Raw genomic sequence first — 20,060 nt, 5'->3', positions numbered from 1 at the left:
GCCAGACCCCCGCGTTGTCCACCCACACTGCCATCAACACGGTGGCACCGACCCAGAATCCGAGGAGATCCCGTGCAGAACCCACCACGCGCCCGCCGCACCACTGGCCTTGTCGCCACGGCTGTTGTCTTGTCCACCTTTGCCCTGAGCGCCTGCACACCGCCCCGTGCCCCCGATGTGCCCAAGGTCCAGCGCGTCACGATCTACGCCTGTGACCGTGGCCCCATGATGGTGGTGCACTGGCCCGCCCAGCCCGATGGCCCTGCGTTGCTGGAAATGAATGGCCGCACCGTGCCGCTGCAGCCTGAGCGCGTGGCGTCGGGTTTTGGATACGGCGATGGCGGCACCTACATCCGTGGCAAGGGCAACACCATGTACTTCCACAGTCCGCGCGCTCTGCGGGTGAACTGCGTGGCGCGCTGAAGTTCTTTTTCAGCTGGCCGATTTGTACTTGATGCTGCAGCCGTAAGGCTGCGTCGTGGCCGCCGAAATCGGCTTGCCAGCCAGCGTTTCTGCCAGCCCCACCTTCACATAGTTGGTGGCCTTCTCGATGTCAGCCGGGCGCGCCGAAGGGATGCTGTCGATACCGCCTGCATACGCCAGCACGCCCTGCGGGTTGACGATGTACAGGTGTGGCGTGGTGCGGGCGCCGTAGCTCTTGCCCACGGTGCCTTCCTCGTCCATCAGCAGGGCGGTGGGGGTGGCCTTGCGCTCCTGCTTCCAGGCCATCAGCTTGGCGGGTTCCAGGTAGTCGCTGCTGGCTTTTTCGGTGGAGTTGATGGACAGCCACACCACGCCTTGGCCGGTGGCGTCTTTCTGCGTGGCGGGCATGTTGCCGCTGTCGTAGTGCTTGCGCACGAAGGGGCAGCCGGGGTTGGTCCACTCCAGCACCACGTGTTTGCCTTTGAAGTCCGACAGGCGCATGGTTTTGCCCGACGTGTCCTTGAGCGTGAAGTCGGGTGCGGGCTGGCCCACGGTGGCGGCGGCCTGGGCGCCCAGGGCAACCAGGGCGGCGGTGGCGATCAACGTACGGCGAAGCAGCTTCATGGCAGGGTCTCCTGAAGGGTTGGCGGGTGGTCGAAAGCAGGGGGGGCTACAGCTGGGCGATGGTGGCGCGCACCTCGTCCACGCTGAGCACCTCGGTCAGCACCACCGGCGGTTTGCCGGGGCGGTAGAACACGTACACCGGCACACCGCTGCGGCCCAGTGACGCCAGGGCGGCGGTGATGGCGGGGTCGCGGCGCGTCCAGTCAGCACGCAGCAGGGCGACGTTCTTGGTCTGCAGGTCGGCCAGCACATCGGCGTTGGCCAGCGTGGTCTTCTTGTTGTACTGGCAGGTCACACACCAGGCGGCGGTGAAGTCCACAAACACGGGGCGACCCGTGGCCACGATCTGCTCGGCCGCGCCGGGTGCCCAGGGCTGCCAGCCGGTGGCCGAGGCCTGCGTGGACGGTGTGGCGGCCTGCGCGGTAGGAATGTGCGTGATGTGGGGCGCAAAGGCCCAGACCAGCAAGGACATGGCCGCGATGGACACCGTGGCCATCCACACGCGCGCACGCCCGGCCAGCGACAGGGCCCACACCACCAGCGACAGGCCCACCAGCAGGATCAGCAGCGCCCCCGCGCCATCGATGCCGCTTTGCTGGCCCAGCACCCACACCAGCCAGACGACAGTGGCCAGCATGGGGAAGGCCATGAGCTTGCGGAAGGTGTCCATCCACGCGCCGGGGCGTGGCAGGGCGCGCGCCACGGCGGGCACAAAGCTGGCCGCCAGATACGGCAGCGCCAGCCCCAGGCCCAGCGCCGCAAACACGGCCAGCGCCTGGGGCGCGGGCAGCGTGGCGGTCAGGCCCAGGGATGCGCCCATGAACGGCGCCGTGCACGGCGAGGCCACGGCCACGGCCAGCACGCCGGTGAGAAAACTGTCGGCCACCGGGTGGCGGGCCTGCAGGCTGGCCACCGAGGACGGCAGGAAATGCCCGAACTCGAACACGCCCGCGAGGTTCAGCGCGATCAGCGTGAACAGCGCCGCCAGCGATGCCACCACGGCGGGGGACTGCAGCTGAAAGCCCCAGCCCACTGCCTCGCCCGCCGCGCGCAGGCCCAGCATGAGCGCGCCGAGCAGCATGAACGACAGCACCACGCCCGCCGTGTAGGCGATGCCGCTCACGCGGTGCGCGCGCCGGTCTTGCGCATGCTGGGTAAAGCCCACCACCTTGATCGCCAGCACCGGAAACACGCAGGGCATGAGGTTGAGGATGAGGCCCCCGAGCAAGGCGCCCAGCAGCGCAGCGGTGAGGGTGAGGGAAGAGGCACCCGAGCCCGCAGCCGAGGTTGCAGCGCCGCCTGCCTGCGCCGCGTTGGCCTTGAGCGCGGCCTCCAGCGCGGGCGATACGGCCGCCATGGATGCAACCGGCGGCCAGGTGCCCAGCACCTTCAGCTCTGCGCGGTAGCCGGTGCGCGTGTCGGGGCCAGTGGCATGTGCGGGCGACTGCTCGGCCAGCACCACGGGCATCAGGCTGGGGCTGGCGCTGCGCTGGGCAGACAGGGGAATCTGCGCGGTCCACACGCTGCCGTTCCAGGCCTGCTTCCACTGCGCGGCGTTGTCGATGACTTCGGCGGTTTCGGGGAACAGGTCCAGTGTCTTGCCACGCAGCGCCACGGGCAGGCCCTGAACGCTCACGTTCAGCAGGTTGCCGTCGGCAATCTGCGCCTGGCTGTCCGGCACGATGCCGTTGGTGCCTGCCAGCACGGGTTGGGGCTGGGCCTTGGCGGCCGCCTCAAAGGCAGCGCCGTTGAGCGCCGTGGTGCTCTGGATGGGCAACTGCAGCGTGAATTCGCCTTCTTCGGGAATGCACTCCTTGCGGCACACCAGCCAGGAGGCGCGCAGCTTGATCGTTGCGTCCTTGGCCAACGGGCTGGGGGCAAAACTGCTGGCCACGGTGACGGGTACGGGCAGCAGCACCGTGCCTTCGTAGCCATAGTTGGCCAGCGTGCCGATGGGGATCTTCTTGGGCAGGGGCCAGGCGATCTCGCCCGCGTCCAGACCGGCTGGCAGCGTCCAGGCCAGGTCGGTGGGCAGGCCAGAATCGCCAGGGTTCTTCCAGTAGGTGTGCCACTCGGGCTGGTGGGTGATCGAGAGGCCCAGCCACAGCGGCTGGCCGGGCGCCACGCCCTGGGGCGCATGGGCCAGCAACTCGGCCCGCACATAGGGCGTGGTGACCACGCTGGTGCCCTGTCCGCTGGTTTTGGGGCTAAATTGGGCGTTTGCGCCCGTCCATAAAGCGCTTGCAGCTATCAAAAACAGAGTAACTGCGAGGCGGTAAAGCGGGCGTGAAGGCATGGTGCAGTGTGGGAGCTGGCAGGGCGGGTTTGGTTCCGGCGCCCCTGTGCTCTGCCTGCGGGGCGATCAGACTGGCGGAGGGGGATTCCCCGGAACCTTCCGCCAGCCAGGCGCCTATTGTGTCGCCAGGCTCAAATCCGCACGCGGGGTCCACTTTTCGGGCTGTTTGCCAGCCTTGGGGGCCGCTACGAACAACCGCTCTACTGGCAGCTTCTGCGCCACCAGATAGGCGCGGATCGCCTGGCCGCGCTGCGTGGCCAGTTCGGCGGCCATGGCCTCGGTGGCGGGCTGGTTGGCCAGCAGCAGGGCTTCCATCTCGGGCACCGTGAGCTCCTTGGTCAGGCCGACCAGGTTGCGCGGCTTGGGGATGTCGGCGCGGCGGTACACCTCCTTGAGCAGGGCGGGGTATTCGGCGGCCGATACGGGGGCGGTATCGCCCGGATTGGCGCGGCGTTTTTCGGCCAACACCCGTTGTTGCAGGCTCTCGCGCCGCAGGCCTTCGCGCTCGTCCTGCAGGCTGGCCGTTCCGGTCACGGTGATCTTGAGCGCCGGGCGATCAGCCAGCGCCTTGGCCACCTTGTCCAGGTTCTGCTGCGCCTCGGGCGTGAGCGTGGCGCTGCCGGGGGCAAAGGGCACGTGGCTCATCTCGTCGCCACCGCCGAAGGCGCTGGCCAGCAGGCTGAAGGGCGAGGTCAGCGCCTTGCCGATGAGGTTGACGATGATCTTGAAGATCACCGGGCCAATGCGGAACTGCGGGTCGTTGAGCGAGCCGCTGATGGGCAGGTCCAGGTCGATCACGCCCTGGCGGTCGGCCAGCAGGGCCACGGCCAGCTTCACGGGCAGGCTGTTGGGCGCGCCCTCCACGGGCTCGCCAAAGGTCAGCTGGTTGAGCACTAGCCGGTTGCTGGCGGTGAGCTGGCCATTGGGCAGCACCTTGTAGTTCACGTCCACGCTGAGCTTGCCGCGCTCGATGCCATGGCCCGCGTATTTGACGGAATAGGGCGTGAGCGGGGGCAGCTCCAGGTCGCGCACCTTGCCCACGATGTCGAGGGCCAGCGGTTTGGCCAGCGGGTTGAGCTTGCCGGTCACTTCGAGCGACGCCGAGCCCTCGGCGCGGCCGCGCAGCTCCAGGTCGGCCAGCACGGGCTCGCCACCCGAGGCTTCGGACGAGAACGCGCTGAGCTTGCCGGTCAGCTCCGACAGGTCGGCCGAGTAGTTGGGCTTGATGAAGAAGTCCGAGAACAGCACCTTGCCGTTGACCAGGCTCACGGGGCCAAAGACCACCACAGGGGCCAGCGGGTCGGCCTGGGCCACCGCAGCAGTGGCAGGGGCGGTGGGCGTTTCCGATACGGCTGAGGCCGGGGCTGATGCCGTGGGGGCGGCCGTGCTGGCCGCAACGCTGGCCGCGTTGGCCGCCCGTGCCTCGGCCGGAGTCTTGGCAATGTCGCTCAGGTTGATGCGGCCGGCCTCGTTGATGGTGACCCGGGCAAAAAAGTCCACCAGGCTGGTCTCCTTGACCTCCACGCGCGGCGCGGTGCCGGGGGCGGTGGCCACGGCCAGGCCGCGCAGGTTCAGGCTCTTCCAGGCCAGCAGTTCCTCACCCACCTGGGCCTCGGTCTTGGGGGTGAAGGCGGCGGTGCTGTTGGCCTGCAGGTCTTCCACCACGGCATCACCGTTCAGACGCAGACTGACTCCTTTGTCAGTCTGCGCCAGGGCCACCTGGCCCCGGTAGCCCACATCGGCGCGCAGCAGTTCTACCGACAGCTGGCTGGCCAGGTAGCCGTCGAGTGCGTGCAGCGGCAGGCGGGTGGCGTCGAGCTTGCCCTGGGTGGTCAGCGGCTGCAGGGCCAGCGTGCCCTGGTAGTCGAGCTTGCCCGGCGCGGCCTTGCTGCCCTTGCCCGGTGCGGCGGCGCGGGCGGTGAGCGTGAAAGCTTCGGGCTTGCTGCCGTCGCTGGCCAGGTTGCGGGCGGTGATGCCCAGGGCCGTCACCTCCAGCGCCACGGGGCGCGGCTGGGCGTTGTCGGCCAGCGAGACGGTGCCGCCTTGCAGCGAGAAATCGGCCACGCGCAGCTTCCAGGGCGCGGCGTTGCTGGCGGGGGTTGGGTCGGTCGTTGCGCTGCCTTGCGCGGCGGGTGCCGCCTTGAGCCAGCGCTCGAACATCCAGCGCCCGTCCGCGCCCCGCTCCACCGCCAGTTGCGGCTGGCTGATGGCCAGGCGCTCCAGCGTGGCGGCGCGTGCGTCCAGGGGCACTTCGGCCCCGGCAATGTCGAGCTTGCCCAGGCTGGCCAGGGTGGTCTTGCCCTGCTTGACGGCCAGTTGCTCCAGCGCTAGGGGGCCTGCCTTGAGGGTGACGCCGGTGGCGCCTGCCTGCGCGGCCTGTGGCGTGGGCGCTTGCCACAGCACACCCACATCTCCGCTGAGCTGGCCGGTCACCGTGGGCTCTAGCGTTTGGGCCAGGTAGGGCGCGGCCAGCTGCAGCGCCAGCGCGTTCACGGTGGCGTTGACCTGGGCCTTCTGGTCCGTGGCTTCGCCGGTGAAGCTGAGTGTGCTGCCCTGCAGGTTGAGCCCGCCCTTGAAGGTAAAGGGTCTGGCGAAGGGGAAGGCGACGTCGGCCGCATCCAGCGTGACCTCTGTGGCCTGCAGGGCCGCTGCGGGGCGCGTGGTCTGGTCGGCCCAGCGCAGGGTGCCGCCGCGCACTGCGGCGGTGGCGACTTCCACGACCCAGGCGGGTGCGGCCTTGGCCTTGGCTTTGCTGGAGGAAGTGGGCGAGGCAGAGGCCGATGCTGCGCTGGCGCTGGCCAGTGGCGAAGACGCCGGTTCAGCAGATGCAGGTGCCGCAGGTGCGGGGGTCTTGCCCTTGACCGCCGATGGCGGCGGTGCAGGCGGTGCCAGTTGCGCCAGGTTGATCTGGCCTGCCGCATCGCGCGTGGCGGTGACCACGGGCGCGGTCAGCTCCACATGCTGCAGTCGCACCACCTGGTCCAGCGGGCGCACATCGGCCATGTCGACTTTCAGGCGCTCATAGCTCAGAAGGTCGGCGCCCTGGCGGTCTGCGATGCGTACGCCGCTGGCTTGCACGGTGCCGGTCAGCTTCACGGCCATGCGCGGGTGCTGCTCAAAGGCCACCTTCACATCCGCATCCAGCGTGGCGCCCAACACCTTGACGGGCAGGTTGGCTGGCAAATAGCCCAGGTAGGGCGCGAGGTCCAGCCCGTCCAGCCGAATCTGCGCGTCAGCCTGGCCGGTCTGCGCAAACGGCGTGCCCTGGGCGGACGAGTCAAACCGGCTGCCATTGAGCGTGAACGCCAGGTGGGGCTCGACCTTCACCTCGCGTTGCGACGGCAAGGTGCTGATGAAAGGCACCTTGAGGGCCAGATCGCGCACCTCGTGGGTTTTATCCACGGCGGTGTCCGAGAAGTCGATGCTGCCACCCGTCAGTGCCAGGTTGTACAGCGCCACCCGTGCGGGGCCTTTGTCGGGCTCGGGTTCGGTGGTGGGAGCGGTGACCTTGGCGATGATGTCGTCCACGTCATAGCGGCCGTCGCCCAGGTGGGTGATGCGCAGCACCGGGTTTTCGATGGTGAAGGCGTCCACCACGGGCGCCAGGCGCAGCAGCGACTGCAACTCCCCATCGGCATAGACGCGGCCAATGGTCAGCTGTGGGGGCGCGCCGTTGGCACCCGCCACGGCCACGTCGCGCAGCGCGAATTCCAGGCTCCAGGGCTCAAAGTCGATGCCCCCCACGGTGACGGTGCGGCCCAGTTGTTCGGACGCAATGCGCTCCAGCGGCCCCTTGACCAGCGGCGGAATGGCCAGCCAGGTGACCAGCCACAACACGATCAACGCCGCCAGCGCGCGGACGGCGGGGCGGAACCAGCGGTGCTGGCGCAGGGAGGCAAACGAGACGGAGCGCAGGGAGATCGGCATGGCGGCAGGCAAAAGTGAGCGCCGCAGCCCCAGGACGCCGGGTGCAAGAAGTCCAAAAAAGGCCGCGCGCGCGGGCCGCTATTGTCCCCGTTGTGGGTCTGGCGGGGTAAGCCATTGCAACCGGGGGCTGCGGCGGCTCAAGATTGTTGACATTTGAGGAGCGTGCTCGTCGCTGCGCTCACTGAGCAAAGCCCAGTACCACCCGTCGAGTCGTTGCGCTCTTTTTCTCGATTTTGGTCACCACGATGGCGCCGATCTCCGACGTGTTGGCCACATGCGTGCCGCCGCAGGGCTGCAGGTCGATCAGCGGCGCGTTGTCTTCGCCACCGATGCGGATGGTGCGGATGCGCCCGGTGCCGCGCGGGGGCTGCACGCTCATGCTTTTGACCAGCGCGGGGTTGGCGTCCAGTTCTTCGTCGCTGATCGATGCCACGGTGAGCGGGTGCGCAGCGGCCACCAGGGTGGCGATGGCGGCGGTGAGCTGCTCCTTGTCCAGCGGGTCGGTCATCGCAAAGTCCAGCCGCGCGTAGTCGGGCGTGATGGAGCAGCCGTTGACCAGCTGCGGCACTACATGGCACAGCAGGTGGCTGGTGGTGTGCAGCCGCATCATGCGGTGGCGGCGCTCCCAGTCGATGCGTGCGGTAACGGCGGTGCCGGGCGCGAGCTGCGCCACGCGGTCTTCCTGCCCGGGGGCGGGGATGTGCACGATGTCGCTGGTGGGGTTTCCTTCGGCGTCCTTGCCCTTGCGGGTGTCGGCGATGGCGATCTCGGTGCCGTCGGCCAGCACCAGCACGCCACTGTCACCCGCCTGGCCGCCGCCCAGGGGGTAGAACACGGTCTGGTCCAGCACGATGCCGACATCGGTGACGGCGGTGATGTGGGCGCTGCATTCGCGCAGGTAGGCGTCTTGGCGGAAGAGGTCTTGGGTCATGCGGTGATGGTAGCGGGATGGGCGGCGGCGCGCGGCGGTGGGGCGGGCGCTATGCTGGGCTGCAGGGGTTTCTGCCACGCATCATTCCGCGCCGCTCCACCTTCGGTTTTTCATGAACACGCCCTTGCCCTCATCGCCACAGTCGTCTTCTTCGGCCCCGCTTTCGCGCAGGGCGGTGTGGGTCTCGCGCACGCTGGACGTGCTGTTGCTGGGGCTGTGCGTGGCATTGGGGGGCCTGTCCTATTACACCTTCTCGCTGTACTGCGAGAGCTTTGGCTGCCTGGGCGTGGGGCTGTTGTGGATGCTGTGGGCCGGGCTGGCAGCGGTGGGCTGGGTGGTGGCTCTGGTGGTACGCGCCTGGCAGCGCCGCCGTGGCCTGGGCAGCTGGGCCAGTGGGTTGGCATCCACCGCTCTGCTGGTGATGGGCGTGGCACACCTGCTGGTCTGGCTGGGCAAGATGGCGCTGAAGTGACGCGGCCCGGAACAGGCCCTAACATCGCGGCATGACCGCTGCCGCCGCGCCCCAATCTGCACCACTCTCCTTGTCCTCGCGCTTCTGGGCCGACCTGTCCACCCGCGACTTTGCCGCGCTGCAGCGCAGCGGCCGGGCCGATCAGGTCGTGGCGGTGTTGCCCGTGGCCGCCGTCGAGCAGCATGGCCCGCACCTGCCGCTGTCGGTGGACGCCACGCTACTGCAGGGCGTGATCGACGCTGCATTGCCGCAACTGCCTGCCGACCTGCCCGTGCTGTTTTTACCGTCACAGAACGTGGGCCTGAGCCCGGAGCACATCCGCTTTCCGGGCACGCTCACCCTCTCGCCCGCCACGGTGATTGCACTGTGGACCGAGATCGGGGAATGTGTGGCCCGTGCAGGCGTCAAGAAGCTGCTGCTGTTCAACGGGCACGGTGGCCAGGTGAGCGTGATGGACATCGTGGCGCGCGAGCTGCGCACGCGCTGCGACCTGATCGTCTACAGCGCCAGCTGGTTCAGCCTGCCGCTGCCCGAGGCGGTGGCGGGCCAGTTCAGCGCCCAGGAGCACCGCTTTGGCATCCACGCGGGCGAGATCGAGACCTCGATGATGCTGCACTTGGCACCCGGCACGGTGCACATGGAGCATGCGCGGGATTTCCGCTCCACGTCGCAGGACCGGTCGGAGCGCTACGCCATTCTGGGCAACGGCAAAAGCGCCAAGCTGGGCTGGCAGATGCAGGACTACCACCCGGCCGGTGCAGTGGGCAATGCGGCTGGAGCCACGGCCGACAAAGGGCAGGCGGTGGTGGACGCTGCGGCAGGGCAATTGGTGGCGCTGCTGGAGGAGCTGGTGCGCCTGCCGTTGCAGACTGTGCGCCCCGAGACCGAATGAGCGCATTTGCGCAACCCCTCCCGTCCGTCCCCGCATGACCACGATCCGGCGCGCCATCTTCCCCGACGATCTCACCGCAGTCACCGCGATCTTTCGCGAGTACGTCCAGAGTCCGACCGCCAATCTCGATTTTCAGGACTATGAGCAGGAGTTCGCGGAGCTGCCCGGCAAGTACGCGGAGCCCGATGGCGGTGTCCTGCTGGCCGTCGTCGAGGGCCGTGTGGTGGGTTGCGCGGCCCTGCGCCGCGTGGAGGACGGCACCTGCGAGTTGAAGCGCGTGTATGTGCGGCCTGTGGCCCGGGGGATGGATCTGGGGCGGAAGCTGGTCGAGGAGATGCTGCGCGTCGCGAGGGAGGCCGGCTACCGGCGCATGTGCCTGGACGTGCTTCCCGAATTTGTCGCGGCCCAAAGGCTCTATGAATCCTTGGGCTTTGTCACGGCTGAGCCCGTGAGCTTCAACCCGGTGCCGGGAACCCGGTTTCTGGCGCTGGATTTGTAGAGGGGCGGTAAGGTTACCCAACACGGATTCCGGTGTGGGAGCGGCCTGGAGTCGCGGTGCTGCTGCCGGGCGCAGTGGGGCCAGGAATGTCAGTTTGCTATAAATTGCATAGCTTTTGGCGCTTGTCCAATAGGCGCTAGAAGCCAAAAACACCCAGAATTCCGACCGCAGGCGTCAAGCATGCGTCACCCATCCCGCATGCTCCAGCTCGTTCAGGTGCGGCAGCGTGTTGAACGTCTGCAGCATCAGCCGCTTGGGCGAGATCGAGAACTCCGTCACCGCGCTGTTGCGGATGCGCATGTTCAGCGCAATGGTCACCTCGGGTGCGGTGCCCAGCACCTCGCCCACGGCCGTGGAAATGGGGCCGCCACTGCTTACCAGCAGCACGTTGTGGCCCGCGTGGTGGTGGCGCACATGGTCGAGCGCAGCGCGCACGCCGGCTGAAAATTCGTTCCACGTCGGCATGCCCTGCGGGCTGATGACGCCCGCCATCCACTGCGCCAGCGCGTCGCACAGGATGCGAAAGTGCGCGCGGTACAACTCGGGCGTATCGGCTTTGCCCAGCGGCTGGGGGTGGATGGCCGCGATGAGTGCATGGCTGTCGTATTCGTTGAGGCCCGGCAATTGAAGCACTTGGGGCATGGCCTGCAAGCCTTCGGCAATGCCTTCCAGCGTTTGCGTGTGGCGGCGCAGCGTGCCGGTGATGACGGCGTCGAACGCCATACCCCGCGCTCGCCAGTATTCGCCCAGGCGCACGGCCTGTTCGCGCCCGCGCGCGCTGAGCACGTCATAGTCATCTGCGCCAAACGAGGCCTGGCCGTGGCGCACGAGGTAGAGGGTTCCCATGCGGCGGATTGTGGCCAGAACAGGGCCCTGGCGCTTGTCACACAAGCGACCAATGCTACTGAATGAATAGCATGGTAGCTTGTGTGTGCAACGGGATCAGCCTGCCAGAACGCTGCTGAACATCGGCGCGTCCACGTTGCCGCCTGTCAACGCCAGGCCCACATGCAAGCCCTGGAGCTGGTCGCGTTCCTGCAGCGCTGCCGCCAGCGCCGCAGCGCCTGCACCCTCGGCCACGTTGTGCGTGTCAGTGAACAAGGCGCGCATGGCGGCGGCCACTTCGGTATCGCTTACCTGCACGATATGGTCGATGTGCGGGGCCATCACGGCCAGGGCTTCGGGGTCGGCCACGCGGCAGGCCATGCCGTCGGCGAGCTGGGTGGTGACGGGCGCCTCGACCACGCGGCCGGCGGCCAGCGAATCGGCGTACGTGGTGGCGTGGCTGCTCACAACGCCGACCACGCGCACCGAGTGCTGCAGGGCCAGCTTGGCCGCGATGGCCGAGCACGCACCCGAGCCTTGGCCGATGGGCACATACACCACGTCGAGCTGAGGCACGGCGCGCAAGAACTCCCACCAATACGTGCTCACGCCGCGCAGCAGGTCGGGGTGGAAGCTGGGCACCATGTGGGCGCCGCGCTGGGCCGCGAGCTGGATGGCGTGTTCGCGCGCTTCTTGGAAGTCGTCGCCGTGTTCGATGAGCGTGACGCCCAGTGCGCGCATGGCAGCGTTTTTCTCGACCGAATTGCCGCGTGGCACGACGATGGTGCAGGCCACGCCGTGGCGGCGCGCGGCCCAGCCCATGCTTTGGCCGTGGTTGCCGCGTGTGGCGCTGATCACTTCCATGGGCAGCGAGCCGTGTTGTGCGAGCTGGTCAAAGTAGGTCAGCCCGCCGCGGATCTTGAAGGCGCCCACGGGCGTGTGGTTCTCGTGCTTGAGCCAGCAATCGGTGCCCAGGCGCTGGCTGAGCAGGCCCCAGCGGTACTGGGGCGTGGCGGCGAAGTCGCGGTACACCACCTCGGCAGCGGCTTCGATGTCGGCCAGGGTGGGCAGCAGGGCGGTGGGGTCGAGGCGGGTGTTCATGCGGCGGCTTTCTTTTCAGTCAACAGTTTGAGGGCGAGCAGACCGAGGACGGTGCCCATGAAATAGCGCTGGGCGCGCATCCATGCAGCATTGCGGTTGAGGAACAGCGCCACGCGCGCGGCACCCAGCACCAGCAGCGCGTTCACGGCGGCACTGGTGCTGATCTGCACCGCGCCCAGCGTCAGGCTTTGTTGCAGCAGCTGGCCGCGCTCGGGGTGCAGAAACTGGGGGAAGAACGACAGGTAGAACATGGCCACCTTGGGGTTCAGGAGGTTGGTCATGAAGCCCATCAGGAACAGCGTGCGCGGGCTGTCGTGCGGCAGGTTGCGCGCCTCGAAGGGAGAAGCGCCGCCGGGTTTGACGGCCTGCCAGGCCATCCACAGCAGGTAGGCGGCACCGGCGTAGCGGATGGCGTCAAACGCCAGTGGCACGGCGGCGAGCAGCGCTGTGAGGCCCAGCGCCGCTGCCAGCAGGTGCACGACAAAACCCAGCACCACTCCGGTCAGCGAGACAAGCCCGGCGCGCGGCCCCTGGGTGAGGCTGCGCGAAACGCAATACACCATGTTGGGGCCCGGCGTGAGCACCAGTACCAGCGCGGCGAGTGTGAAGAGCAGCAGTTCCTGTACAGAGAAAAGCATGGCGGTTACTCCTGAGGGGTGAACGACGAGAGGGTGACCGGACCCCGTGGCGTGCTGAGCTGCGCGGTGAGCCGGGGCGTGTCGCCGGGTGTGATGGCGACGCAGTTTGCTACCCCCACCGCTTCGCACGCGGCCTGCAGTGTGGCGGCCTGCGGATGCTGCAGCGTTAGCCGCTGCAGTTGCACGCCGCTGCCGGGCAGGTTGTCGCACGGGTGCACCGCGCCCCACTGGATGAGGGTGGGCAGGCAGCCGTCCATGAGGCGCAGGCCGTCGTCGCGCACGGTGATCTGCCATTGCAGCAGGCCGTTTGGCGTGGGCCGGCTGGCGGTGACGATGGCGCCGCGCTCGATGTCGAGCGCCCCCAGCGCGGCACACCGCTCGGCCACGTCGGGCACGGAGGCCACCCAGTGGATGAGCTGCGGGCCGTGCGCTGCCACCTGCTGCTGCAGAGCCGCATCGTCCATGTCAAACCAGCGCCTTGCGACCGCTGGTATTGCGGGAGATGCTCCTGTGTTGATAGCAATGATCTCCAGATAGACGCGCGAATGCGCCGGGCTGGAGACGTTGATGATGCGGTTGTGTGTGCCCATCAGCGGGTGTTCACCGCCCGCCGTGGGGGTGATGCCCAGCGTGCGCTCGCACCACGCCACGCCGCTGGCAAGGTCCGTAGCCAACATAACCAGGTGGTCCACGCAGGGTGGGTGCTGGGGGATGGCCGTGGTCACAGCAGCACCTCACCCGACACGCAGGTGACCGAGCTGCCGCCCACCCAGATGGTGTCGCCGTCCTGCTGCACGTACACCCGCCCGGCGCGCCCCAGGCAGGTGCCTTGGGCGGCCACATACTGCGTGGGGGCCATCCCGGCGCCGATGAGCCACTGCGCCAGCGCGGCATTCAGGCTGCCGGTGACGGGGTCTTCGGCCAGGCCGTTGTTGCCGGGGAAAAAAGCGCGCACCTCGAAGGCGACGGCTTCTGCGTCCGTGCTGCCGATGACACCCACTTTTCCGCGCGGTCCCACCACGCCCACATCGAGTTGGCCGAGGATGCTGGCGTCGGGCTTGAGCGCCAGCACCTGCTCAGCCGAGCGCAGCATCACCCCGCGCCAGTTGGGGCCGTTGTCGCACCAGGCGTGGTGCAGGATGTCGCTGCGGTCTATCCCCAGGCCCCTGGCAATCAAGGCCACGTCGTCTTCCGCCAGCGGGCCGCTTTTGATCAACGCAGGCGCGGCAAAAGCCAGGCGGTCGCCATCCTGGCGCAGCGTGACCAGGCCCACGCCACATTCCTGCACCACCTTGCCTGCTACCTGGGGCTTGCCACCGGCCTGCAGCCAGGCGTGGCAGCTGCCCAGCGTGGGGTGGCCGGCAAACGGTAGCTCGCGCCCGGGGCAGAAGATGCGCACGCGGTAGTCGGCACCGGCGGCGCGGCCTTCGGGAGTGGGTGGCAACAAGAAGGTGGCTTCGGACAGGTTGGTCCAGTTCGTGAATTCCTGCATGGTCTCGGTGGACAGGCCCGTGCCATCGAGCACCACGGCCAGCGGGTTGCCCCGGTAGGCCTGGGCGGTGAAAACATCGACTTGTTGGAAGGGGCGCTGTTGCATGGTGGTCCTTGGTAGAAAAATCGGTGATGCGGCCAGTGAGGTGACGGTGGAGGCACGCCGGGGGCTTACCGGGTGTGTTGCCCGGTGTTTTTGGTGTGGATTCGGTAGGCCCCGTCAGGAGCCCGCAGGCGTGAAGTTCAGCCGCTGGGGCGCGGCACGGAAACCATCAAATTCATAGCAGCACCGTGCCCTCGATGCAGGTGACTGCACGCCCGCCCACCCAGATCTGGTGATCGTCGTCCTGGCGGATGTGCACGCGGCCGGCGCGGCCCAGGCATTCACCCTGGGCGACCAGATAGCTGCGTGGCGCCAGGCCATCGGCGACCAGCCACTCGGCCAAGCTGGCGTTCAAGGTGCCGGTGACCGGGTCTTCGGGGTTGCCCATGGGGGCGGCAAAGGCGCGCACCACCACGCCGGGCTGGGCGGTGTCGCTGGCGGTGGGGCCGACATGGATCACGCCCACGTCCTGCCCCAGGTCTTTCAGGCGCGCGTGGTCCGGCCGCAGGCCCAGCACGGTGTCTGCGCTGTCGAGCAGCAGGCCCAGCCACACTGGGCCGTTGTCCAGCAGTTGTGCCCCCAGGATCTGCGGGGGGCGCAGGCCCAGCGCGCTCGCAATCAGCGGCACCAGGGCCGGGCTGGGCGCGCTGCGCTTCAGGGGCGGGGCGGCAAAGGCCAGGGTGCCATCGGCCTGCGCAATACGCACCAAACCCAGCGCGCACTCCTGGATCACCATGCCCTGCTGGCGTGGCGTGTTGCCCGCCTGCAGCCACGCGTGGCAGGTGCCCAGCGTGGGGTGTCCCGCAAAGGGCAGTTCGCCATTGGGGCTGAAGATGCGCAGGCGGTAGTCGGCACCCGCGGCGCGCCCGGCCTCGGTGGCGGGCAGCAGAAAGGTGGTTTCCGACAGGTTGGTCCACGCCGCAAAGCGGCGCATGTCGCTGTCGCTCAGGCCCTCGGCATCCAGCACCACGGCGACCGGGTTGCCAAAACCCGGGCGATCGCTGAACACATCGATTTGCTTGAAGGGACGCTGGTGCATGGGGGGCTCCGGGATCACGACAGGGGCTGGTCCAGCACCCCGCGTGCGCCGGGCCGGGTGCTGACCGTGTTGTACCACCGCTCCAGGTGAGGGCGCGCCACACGTTCTTGTGGCAGGCCCCACCAGCGGTGGATCTCGCAGGCCACAGGGATGTCCGCCATGGTGAACCGGTCGCCCGCCATGAAGGGCTGGCGCGCCAGATGCGCATCCAGCAGTCCCATCAGAGGCTCCGTGGCCGCCACGGATGCTGCAATCAGCCCGTCGTCCCGCTGGGCCGCTGGGGTGCGTATCCACTGCACAAAGGCATCGCGCCCGGCCGGGTTCAGGGTGGTCTGCTGCCAGTCCATCCACTGCTCGGCCACAAAGCGCTCACGCAAGGTTTCAGGGTACAGCTCGCCCGGCGAGTGCCGCGCGCACAAGTAGCGCACGATGGGGTTGGATTCCCACAACACGGTGCTGGTCTCGTCGTCTTCCATCAGCGGCACCAGGCCATTGGGATTGCGCTGCAGATAGTCGGCCTCGCGCACCAGCCCGAACTGGCCGCCCGCGTCGGTGCGCTGCACCGTGATGCCGAGTTCTTGCGCAGCCCACACCACCTTGCGCACGTTGATGGACGACAGGCGCCCCCAGAGCCTCAGCATGTTGAATCAACTTTCATGTGCGTTGAACGAACTGTGATGTATGAAGCGGGCGTGGCCCGGCCAGCGGCCGCCGCGCAAGGGCCGCCCCGCCGCGCTGGCGGCGTCCCCCTTCCGCATCGCACAGCGATGTCAGAGAAGGGGAAGGCGCGCAGCGCCACAGGGGGTTGTTCACTTGTTATCGCGGATGGCCGCTGCCAGCGCAGCAATGCCGGTGGCAATCTGCTCTACCGTCGATGTGACGAACGACAGACGCAGTGTGCGCGGGTCGGCGTTGTCGGCATAAAACGCCGCGCCGGGCACGAAGGCCACGTTGCGCTCCACCGCCTTGGGCAGCAGTTCGACGGCACTCATGCCTTCGGGCAAGCGCACCCACAGGAACATGCCGCCATCGGGGCGGTTCCACTGCACACCGAGGCCCTGCATTTCCTTGTCGAGCGCGGCCAGCATGGCCTCGCACTGCTGCTTGTACAGCGCGCGGATGGTGGGCACATGGCGGTCCAGGAAATTGCCCTTCATCACCTCGGCCACCAGGCGCTGGTTGTAGCCGGGCGTGTGCAGGTCGGCGGCCTGCTTGGCCTGCAGCAGCTTGGGGTAAACCGCCTTGGGCGCCACCACAAAACCCAGGCGCAGGCCGGGTGCCAGCACCTTGGAGAACGAGCCCATGTAGATGCAGCCTTCAGGGTTGCGGGCCGTCAGCGGCGCGGGTGGCGGGTTGTCAAACCACAGGTCACCGTAGGGGTTGTCTTCTACCAGCGGCAGATTCAGTTCAGCGGCAGCCTGCACCAGGGCGACGCGGCGTGCTTCGCTCATGGTGCGGCCCGTGGGGTTCTGGAAGTTGGGCAGCACGTACAAAAAGCGCGCCTTGTTGGCACCCGTGCCCACCTTGGCCTTCAGGTCGTCGATGAGCACACCTTCGTCATCGCTGGCCACGGACACCACGGCAGGCTCCATGGGCGTGAAGGCCTGCAGCGCGCCCAGGTAGGTGGGTGTTTCCACCAGCACGCGGCTGTCGGTGTCGATCAGCACCTTGGCGATCAGGTCCAGCGCCTGCTGCGAGCCGGTGGTGATGAGCACCTGGTCGGCATCCACATCCCAGGGCAGGAAGTCCGCGATGGCCTGGCGCAGCGGGGCATACCCTTCGCTGGCGGCGTATTGCAGGGCGGCGGGGCCGTCATTGGCCAGCACGGCGGCCGAGGCTTCGGCAAAGGCCGAGACCGGGAAGGTCTTGGGCGAGGGCAGGCCGCCCGCCAGGCTGATGATGCCGGGCTTTTCCGTGACCTTGAGGATTTCGCGGATGACCGAAGGGTTCATGCGCTCGGCGCGGCGCGCCAGGGTCCAGGTGCTGGTCTGTGGAAGGTCGTTCAGTTTCACTCTCGTTCTCCTCCGGGCGGTCCCCAAAAGACTACCCATGTTGCAAAGTCGTCAGAAAAATTCTCAAAGCGGTGATGCTGTCCCGCAGGTACAAAAAAGGCATCTCCGGCCGCGAAGTGGTGGCGGGCTTCACCTTGCACGAATTCTCCGCTCCCACGCTGGACGAAATACAACTCGTCCTGCGCGTGCGGCTGCTGCGGGTCGTGGCCGCGTGGCGCATACAGCTCCGTGCGCATGCTGCCGTGGCGCAAGAGTTCCACGAACCGCTCGCCGGCCGGGCCAGGTAGCTGCTGCAATGCGTGTTCCACGGAGTATTTCACAGGAGTTCCCATCTTCCTGGTCAGTCCACGATGAACAGGGTTGCCCCTTGGGGTGAGCTGGAACGGTGGGGCTCGGCGTTGTCCGCCACCTGGTAGCTCAAGCCCGGCGTCAGCGTGAAACGGCGGCCGTCGGCCAGCTCGGTGTGCAATTCTCCGCTGAGGCACAGCAGCACATGGCCCTTGACACACCAGTGGTCCGAAACGTATCCGGCCGTGTACTCCACCATGCGAACGCGCATGTCGCCGAATTGCTGCGTGCGCCAGAAGGCCTGGCCTGCCTGTGCGCTTTTTTCTTCGCGGGGAATGCTGGACCAGTCGGTGGTGGCAAACGGGATGTTGTGTATCTGCATGGCTGTCAGTCTTTCACGGAAACCACCGCTTCAATCTCCACCGCGAAGCCACGCGGCAGGGAGCCTACGCCCACGGCAGAGCGCGCATGCCGCCCCGCGTCGCCGAACACCTCGACCAGCAGGTCCGAGCAGCCGTTGATGACCTCGGTGTGCTGCATGAAGTCGGGGGTGGCGTTGACCATGCCCAGCACCTTGACCACGCGGCGCACCCGCGAGAGGTCGCCCAGTGCAGCCTTCATCGTCGCGATCAGGTGCAGTCCCACCTCGCGGGCATGGTCCCTGGCTTCAGTGGCGCTGATTTCGCGCCCTACCTTGGGCACGGTGGCCATGTCTTCGCGGGCGGGAGCGCCCTTGCCCGACAGGTACAGCGTGTTGCCGTCGAGGACATAGGCGTCGAAGTTGCCACGGGGTGCGGTCACGGCGGGCAACACCAGGCCCAGCTGCTGCAGGCGTTGTTCCGGGTCGATGGAGGTCATGCGGCGGCTCCTTGGTGAACGGGCATCTTCTTGCCCACAAATACGGTGGCGATCACGGCCAGTGCAAACACCACCGTGACGGTATCCAGCCGCTCTCCAAGCAGCGGCACGGCGAAGAGCAGGCTCAGGAAGGGCTGGATCAGCTGGATCTGGCTCACGCGCACGGCGCCCAGTGCCAGCGCCCGGTACCAGGCGAAGAAGCCGATCCACATCGAGAACAGCGCCACGTAGATAAAACCCAGCCAGCTCATGCCGCCAATGGCCGAGGGCACGGCCGGTGCAAACCACCAGGCGATGGGAATGGTCAGCGGCAGGGAGCACACCAGTACCCAGCAGATAACCTGCTCGGCCCCCAGGCGTGGCGTGAGGCGGGCGCCGCCGATGTAGCCGAACGCGCCCGTGGTCATGGCAATGAGCAGGTAGATGTTGGCTGCACCCAGGTAGATGCCACCGGCCCGCCACACCATGAAGCCCAGCACCAGGCTGCTGCCCAGCACCGCACAGGCCCAGAATCCGGCGGAGGGCCTTTGCCGATACCACAGCGCGCCGAGCAAGGCGGTGGACAGTGGTAGCAAGGCGGTGACCACGGCCCCGTGTGTGCTGGGCACATGGCGCAGCGCCAGAGCCAGAAACAGCGGAAACCCCACGATCACGCCAAAGGCCGTGATGGCCAGCAGCGGCCATTCTGCTTTCTGCGGCGGGTTGAGGCGCCCGCGCGCATGCTGCAGCCACAGATAGGCGATGGACAGCAGCCCTGCCACGGCAGCGCGGCCGAATGTGACGAACCAGGGCGACAGCTGCGGCGCGTCGGTGGGCCCCACGGCGAGGCGGGTCATCGGCAGGGTGGCCGCAAACAGGGTGACGCCCACAAGCCCCCAGACCAGCGCCTCGCGTTCTTGTGCGTTGTTCATAGCGCGAGCATCCAAAGGGCAGTGGCAACGAGCACCAGGGCCAGTGCGCGGTTGAACCAGAGCAGGCGCTGGCCCTGCGCCAGCCACTGGCGCAGCAGCGAGCCGATGAGCGCGTAGGCAAAGTTGCTGGTGAACGCAAACACCATCATCACCCCGCAGATGATGGCCAGGCGCTCGCCCGGATTGGTCGAGGGCTGGCCTGCGGCGTTGACCACCCAGCCCGCGCTGAGCGTGAGCGCCAGCATCCAGGCCTTGATGTTCACGAACTGCAGGCCCACGCCCTGCCAGAAGGTCACGTTCAGGCGCGTGGTGTCGATCTCGGTCATCTTGCCTGCCCTGCTGAGCTTCCAGGCCAGCCAGAGCATGTAGGCCACGCCCAGCAGCGTTACAGCCCAGCGCAGCGCGGGCACTCCGGTGATCAGGGCGCCCAGGCCCAGGCCGCTGCCCAGCATGAGCAGCGTCCAGCCTGTGGGCACCGCAAAGCAAAAGCGCAGAGCGCGCTTGAGGCCCAGGTTCGCGGCCAGCGCAGTGGACAAGGTGGTGTTGGGCCCCGGCGAAAAACTCATCGCGGTGCAGAACAGCAGCAGGGCAGTCAGTTCGGGGGCGGTCATGGGCAGGTGGGTCCGGGCTTTATGGCGGGTGGCTTGTCAGCGCCTGGGCTTCAATGTAATCTTCGATGTCAGTACACAACCAGTACAGTTAAGCAGCGCAGTTCGTGATCTGTATTGGC

General features: G+C 67.6%; 21 protein-coding genes. 4 read left to right on the top strand and 17 right to left on the bottom strand.

Features of this window, described 5'->3' with window-relative positions; all coding sequences use genetic code 11:
- The first annotated feature begins 72 nt into the window (after nt 1-72).
- On the top strand, nt 73-423 hold the full coding sequence (locus tag KW832_RS21820) for an MliC family protein (protein WP_218301555.1): 351 nt from the start codon (nt 73-75) through the stop codon (nt 421-423).
- A 9-nt stretch (nt 424-432) separates the two neighbouring features.
- On the opposite strand, the gene KW832_RS21815 is transcribed toward KW832_RS21820, so the two are convergent.
- The 4 genes from KW832_RS21815 to KW832_RS21800 all read right to left on the bottom strand — a co-directional run bounded on the left by KW832_RS21815 (nt 433) and on the right by KW832_RS21800 (nt 8,201).
- Entirely contained in the window at nt 433-1,047 is a 615-nt protein-coding gene (locus tag KW832_RS21815; RefSeq protein ID WP_218301556.1) for a thioredoxin family protein, read from the bottom strand.
- 46 nt (nt 1,048-1,093) lie between these two features.
- Nucleotides 1,094-3,343: a protein-disulfide reductase DsbD gene (locus KW832_RS21810; protein WP_218301557.1), complete on the bottom strand. Its 2,250-nt coding sequence runs from the start codon at nt 3,341-3,343 to the stop codon at nt 1,094-1,096.
- 114 nt (nt 3,344-3,457) lie between these two features.
- Complete coding sequence (locus tag KW832_RS21805) at nt 3,458-7,270, bottom strand: DUF748 domain-containing protein (RefSeq protein WP_218301558.1); 3,813 nt, start codon at nt 7,268-7,270, stop codon at nt 3,458-3,460.
- A 178-nt stretch (nt 7,271-7,448) separates the two neighbouring features.
- Complete coding sequence (locus KW832_RS21800) at nt 7,449-8,201, bottom strand: alanyl-tRNA editing protein (RefSeq protein WP_218301559.1); 753 nt, start codon at nt 8,199-8,201, stop codon at nt 7,449-7,451.
- A 112-nt stretch (nt 8,202-8,313) separates the two neighbouring features.
- Here KW832_RS21800 and KW832_RS21795 point away from each other — a divergent pair, with 112 nt between their 5' ends.
- From KW832_RS21795 to KW832_RS21785, 3 genes are read left to right on the top strand one after another with little or no spacing between them, the layout of a single operon-like run.
- Nucleotides 8,314-8,673, top strand: a complete 360-nt coding sequence (locus KW832_RS21795) for a hypothetical protein (RefSeq protein ID WP_055398333.1) — start codon at nt 8,314-8,316, stop codon at nt 8,671-8,673.
- A 31-nt stretch (nt 8,674-8,704) separates the two neighbouring features.
- Nucleotides 8,705-9,565 carry a creatininase family protein gene (locus tag KW832_RS21790; RefSeq protein ID WP_218301560.1) on the top strand — a complete coding sequence of 287 codons (861 nt, stop codon included), beginning with the start codon at nt 8,705-8,707 and terminating at the stop codon, nt 9,563-9,565.
- Nucleotides 9,566-9,599: 34 nt separating this feature from the next.
- Nucleotides 9,600-10,064 (top strand): GNAT family N-acetyltransferase, encoded by a 465-nt coding sequence (locus KW832_RS21785; RefSeq protein WP_218301561.1) that lies wholly within the window; start codon nt 9,600-9,602, stop codon nt 10,062-10,064.
- 174 nt (nt 10,065-10,238) lie between these two features.
- Here the strand turns inward: KW832_RS21785 and KW832_RS21780 are convergent, their stop codons facing one another.
- The 13 genes from KW832_RS21780 to KW832_RS21720 all read right to left on the bottom strand — a co-directional run bounded on the left by KW832_RS21780 (nt 10,239) and on the right by KW832_RS21720 (nt 19,941).
- Nucleotides 10,239-10,910, bottom strand: coding sequence for a histidine phosphatase family protein (locus tag KW832_RS21780; protein WP_055398330.1), 672 nt, complete (start codon nt 10,908-10,910; stop codon nt 10,239-10,241).
- A 96-nt stretch (nt 10,911-11,006) separates the two neighbouring features.
- Nucleotides 11,007-11,990, bottom strand: coding sequence for a threonine dehydratase (locus KW832_RS21775; protein ID WP_218301562.1), 984 nt, complete (start codon nt 11,988-11,990; stop codon nt 11,007-11,009).
- Nucleotides 11,987-12,628 (bottom strand): LysE family translocator, encoded by a 642-nt coding sequence (locus tag KW832_RS21770; RefSeq protein ID WP_218301563.1) that lies wholly within the window; start codon nt 12,626-12,628, stop codon nt 11,987-11,989. Before KW832_RS21770 ends, KW832_RS21775 begins: the two co-directional genes overlap by 4 nt.
- A 5-nt stretch (nt 12,629-12,633) precedes the next feature.
- Entirely contained in the window at nt 12,634-13,320 is a 687-nt protein-coding gene (locus KW832_RS21765) for a VOC family protein (RefSeq protein ID WP_370633169.1), read from the bottom strand.
- Nucleotides 13,321-13,349: 29 nt separating this feature from the next.
- Nucleotides 13,350-14,225, bottom strand: a complete 876-nt coding sequence (locus KW832_RS21760) for a PhzF family phenazine biosynthesis protein (protein ID WP_218301564.1) — start codon at nt 14,223-14,225, stop codon at nt 13,350-13,352.
- A 172-nt stretch (nt 14,226-14,397) separates the two neighbouring features.
- Nucleotides 14,398-15,261, bottom strand: coding sequence for a PhzF family phenazine biosynthesis protein (locus tag KW832_RS21755; RefSeq protein WP_218301565.1), 864 nt, complete (start codon nt 15,259-15,261; stop codon nt 14,398-14,400).
- A gap of 14 nt (nt 15,262-15,275) precedes the next feature.
- Nucleotides 15,276-15,902: a glutathione S-transferase gene (locus tag KW832_RS21750; RefSeq protein ID WP_055398324.1), complete on the bottom strand. Its 627-nt coding sequence runs from the start codon at nt 15,900-15,902 to the stop codon at nt 15,276-15,278.
- A 168-nt stretch (nt 15,903-16,070) separates the two neighbouring features.
- Complete coding sequence (locus KW832_RS21745; protein WP_218301566.1) at nt 16,071-17,273, bottom strand: PLP-dependent aminotransferase family protein; 1,203 nt, start codon at nt 17,271-17,273, stop codon at nt 16,071-16,073.
- A complete protein-coding gene (locus tag KW832_RS21740) occupies nt 17,270-17,581 on the bottom strand; it encodes a cupin domain-containing protein (RefSeq protein WP_370633168.1) in 312 nt (103 codons plus the stop codon). The genes KW832_RS21745 and KW832_RS21740 overlap by 4 nt, the downstream gene beginning before the upstream one ends.
- 32 nt (nt 17,582-17,613) lie before the next feature.
- A complete protein-coding gene (locus tag KW832_RS21735) occupies nt 17,614-17,943 on the bottom strand; it encodes a DHCW motif cupin fold protein (protein ID WP_121421313.1) in 330 nt (109 codons plus the stop codon).
- A gap of 5 nt (nt 17,944-17,948) precedes the next feature.
- Nucleotides 17,949-18,419, bottom strand: a complete 471-nt coding sequence (locus KW832_RS21730; RefSeq protein ID WP_218301568.1) for a RidA family protein — start codon at nt 18,417-18,419, stop codon at nt 17,949-17,951.
- Entirely contained in the window at nt 18,416-19,330 is a 915-nt protein-coding gene (locus tag KW832_RS21725; RefSeq protein ID WP_218301569.1) for a DMT family transporter, read from the bottom strand. Before KW832_RS21725 ends, KW832_RS21730 begins: the two co-directional genes overlap by 4 nt.
- Complete coding sequence (locus KW832_RS21720; protein ID WP_121421310.1) at nt 19,327-19,941, bottom strand: LysE family translocator; 615 nt, start codon at nt 19,939-19,941, stop codon at nt 19,327-19,329. The genes KW832_RS21725 and KW832_RS21720 overlap by 4 nt, the downstream gene beginning before the upstream one ends.
- Between the last annotated feature and the right edge of the window lie 119 nt (nt 19,942-20,060).

It is taken from the genome of Acidovorax sp. sif0632, from assembly GCF_019218805.1.
GTDB classification, from domain to species: domain Bacteria; phylum Pseudomonadota; class Gammaproteobacteria; order Burkholderiales; family Burkholderiaceae_C; genus Acidovorax; species Acidovorax facilis.
Note: the sequence above shows the minus strand (reverse complement) of the source record. Positions and strands in the feature narration are given on the sequence as shown.

Bases quoted from the DNA above. Each gene is read 5' to 3' on its own strand.
- KW832_RS21815 (WP_218301556.1), bottom strand. From the start codon at position 1,047: ATGAAGCTGCTTCGCCGTACGTTGATCGCCACCGCCGCCCTGGTTGCC.
- KW832_RS21810 (WP_218301557.1), bottom strand. From the start codon at position 3,343: ATGCCTTCACGCCCGCTTTACCGCCTCGCAGTTACTCTGTTTTTGATA.
- KW832_RS21805 (WP_218301558.1), bottom strand. From the start codon at position 7,270: ATGCCGATCTCCCTGCGCTCCGTCTCGTTTGCCTCCCTGCGCCAGCAC.
- KW832_RS21800 (WP_218301559.1), bottom strand. From the start codon at position 8,201: ATGACCCAAGACCTCTTCCGCCAAGACGCCTACCTGCGCGAATGCAGC.
- KW832_RS21795 (WP_055398333.1), top strand. From the start codon at position 8,314: ATGAACACGCCCTTGCCCTCATCGCCACAGTCGTCTTCTTCGGCCCCG.
- KW832_RS21790 (WP_218301560.1), top strand. From the start codon at position 8,705: ATGACCGCTGCCGCCGCGCCCCAATCTGCACCACTCTCCTTGTCCTCG.
- KW832_RS21785 (WP_218301561.1), top strand. From the start codon at position 9,600: ATGACCACGATCCGGCGCGCCATCTTCCCCGACGATCTCACCGCAGTC.
- KW832_RS21780 (WP_055398330.1), bottom strand. From the start codon at position 10,910: ATGGGAACCCTCTACCTCGTGCGCCACGGCCAGGCCTCGTTTGGCGCA.
- KW832_RS21775 (WP_218301562.1), bottom strand. From the start codon at position 11,990: ATGAACACCCGCCTCGACCCCACCGCCCTGCTGCCCACCCTGGCCGAC.
- KW832_RS21770 (WP_218301563.1), bottom strand. From the start codon at position 12,628: ATGCTTTTCTCTGTACAGGAACTGCTGCTCTTCACACTCGCCGCGCTG.
- KW832_RS21760 (WP_218301564.1), bottom strand. From the start codon at position 14,225: ATGCAACAGCGCCCCTTCCAACAAGTCGATGTTTTCACCGCCCAGGCC.
- KW832_RS21755 (WP_218301565.1), bottom strand. From the start codon at position 15,261: ATGCACCAGCGTCCCTTCAAGCAAATCGATGTGTTCAGCGATCGCCCG.
- KW832_RS21750 (WP_055398324.1), bottom strand. From the start codon at position 15,902: ATGCTGAGGCTCTGGGGGCGCCTGTCGTCCATCAACGTGCGCAAGGTG.
- KW832_RS21735 (WP_121421313.1), bottom strand. From the start codon at position 17,943: ATGCAGATACACAACATCCCGTTTGCCACCACCGACTGGTCCAGCATT.
- KW832_RS21730 (WP_218301568.1), bottom strand. From the start codon at position 18,419: ATGACCTCCATCGACCCGGAACAACGCCTGCAGCAGCTGGGCCTGGTG.
- KW832_RS21725 (WP_218301569.1), bottom strand. From the start codon at position 19,330: ATGAACAACGCACAAGAACGCGAGGCGCTGGTCTGGGGGCTTGTGGGC.
- KW832_RS21720 (WP_121421310.1), bottom strand. From the start codon at position 19,941: ATGACCGCCCCCGAACTGACTGCCCTGCTGCTGTTCTGCACCGCGATG.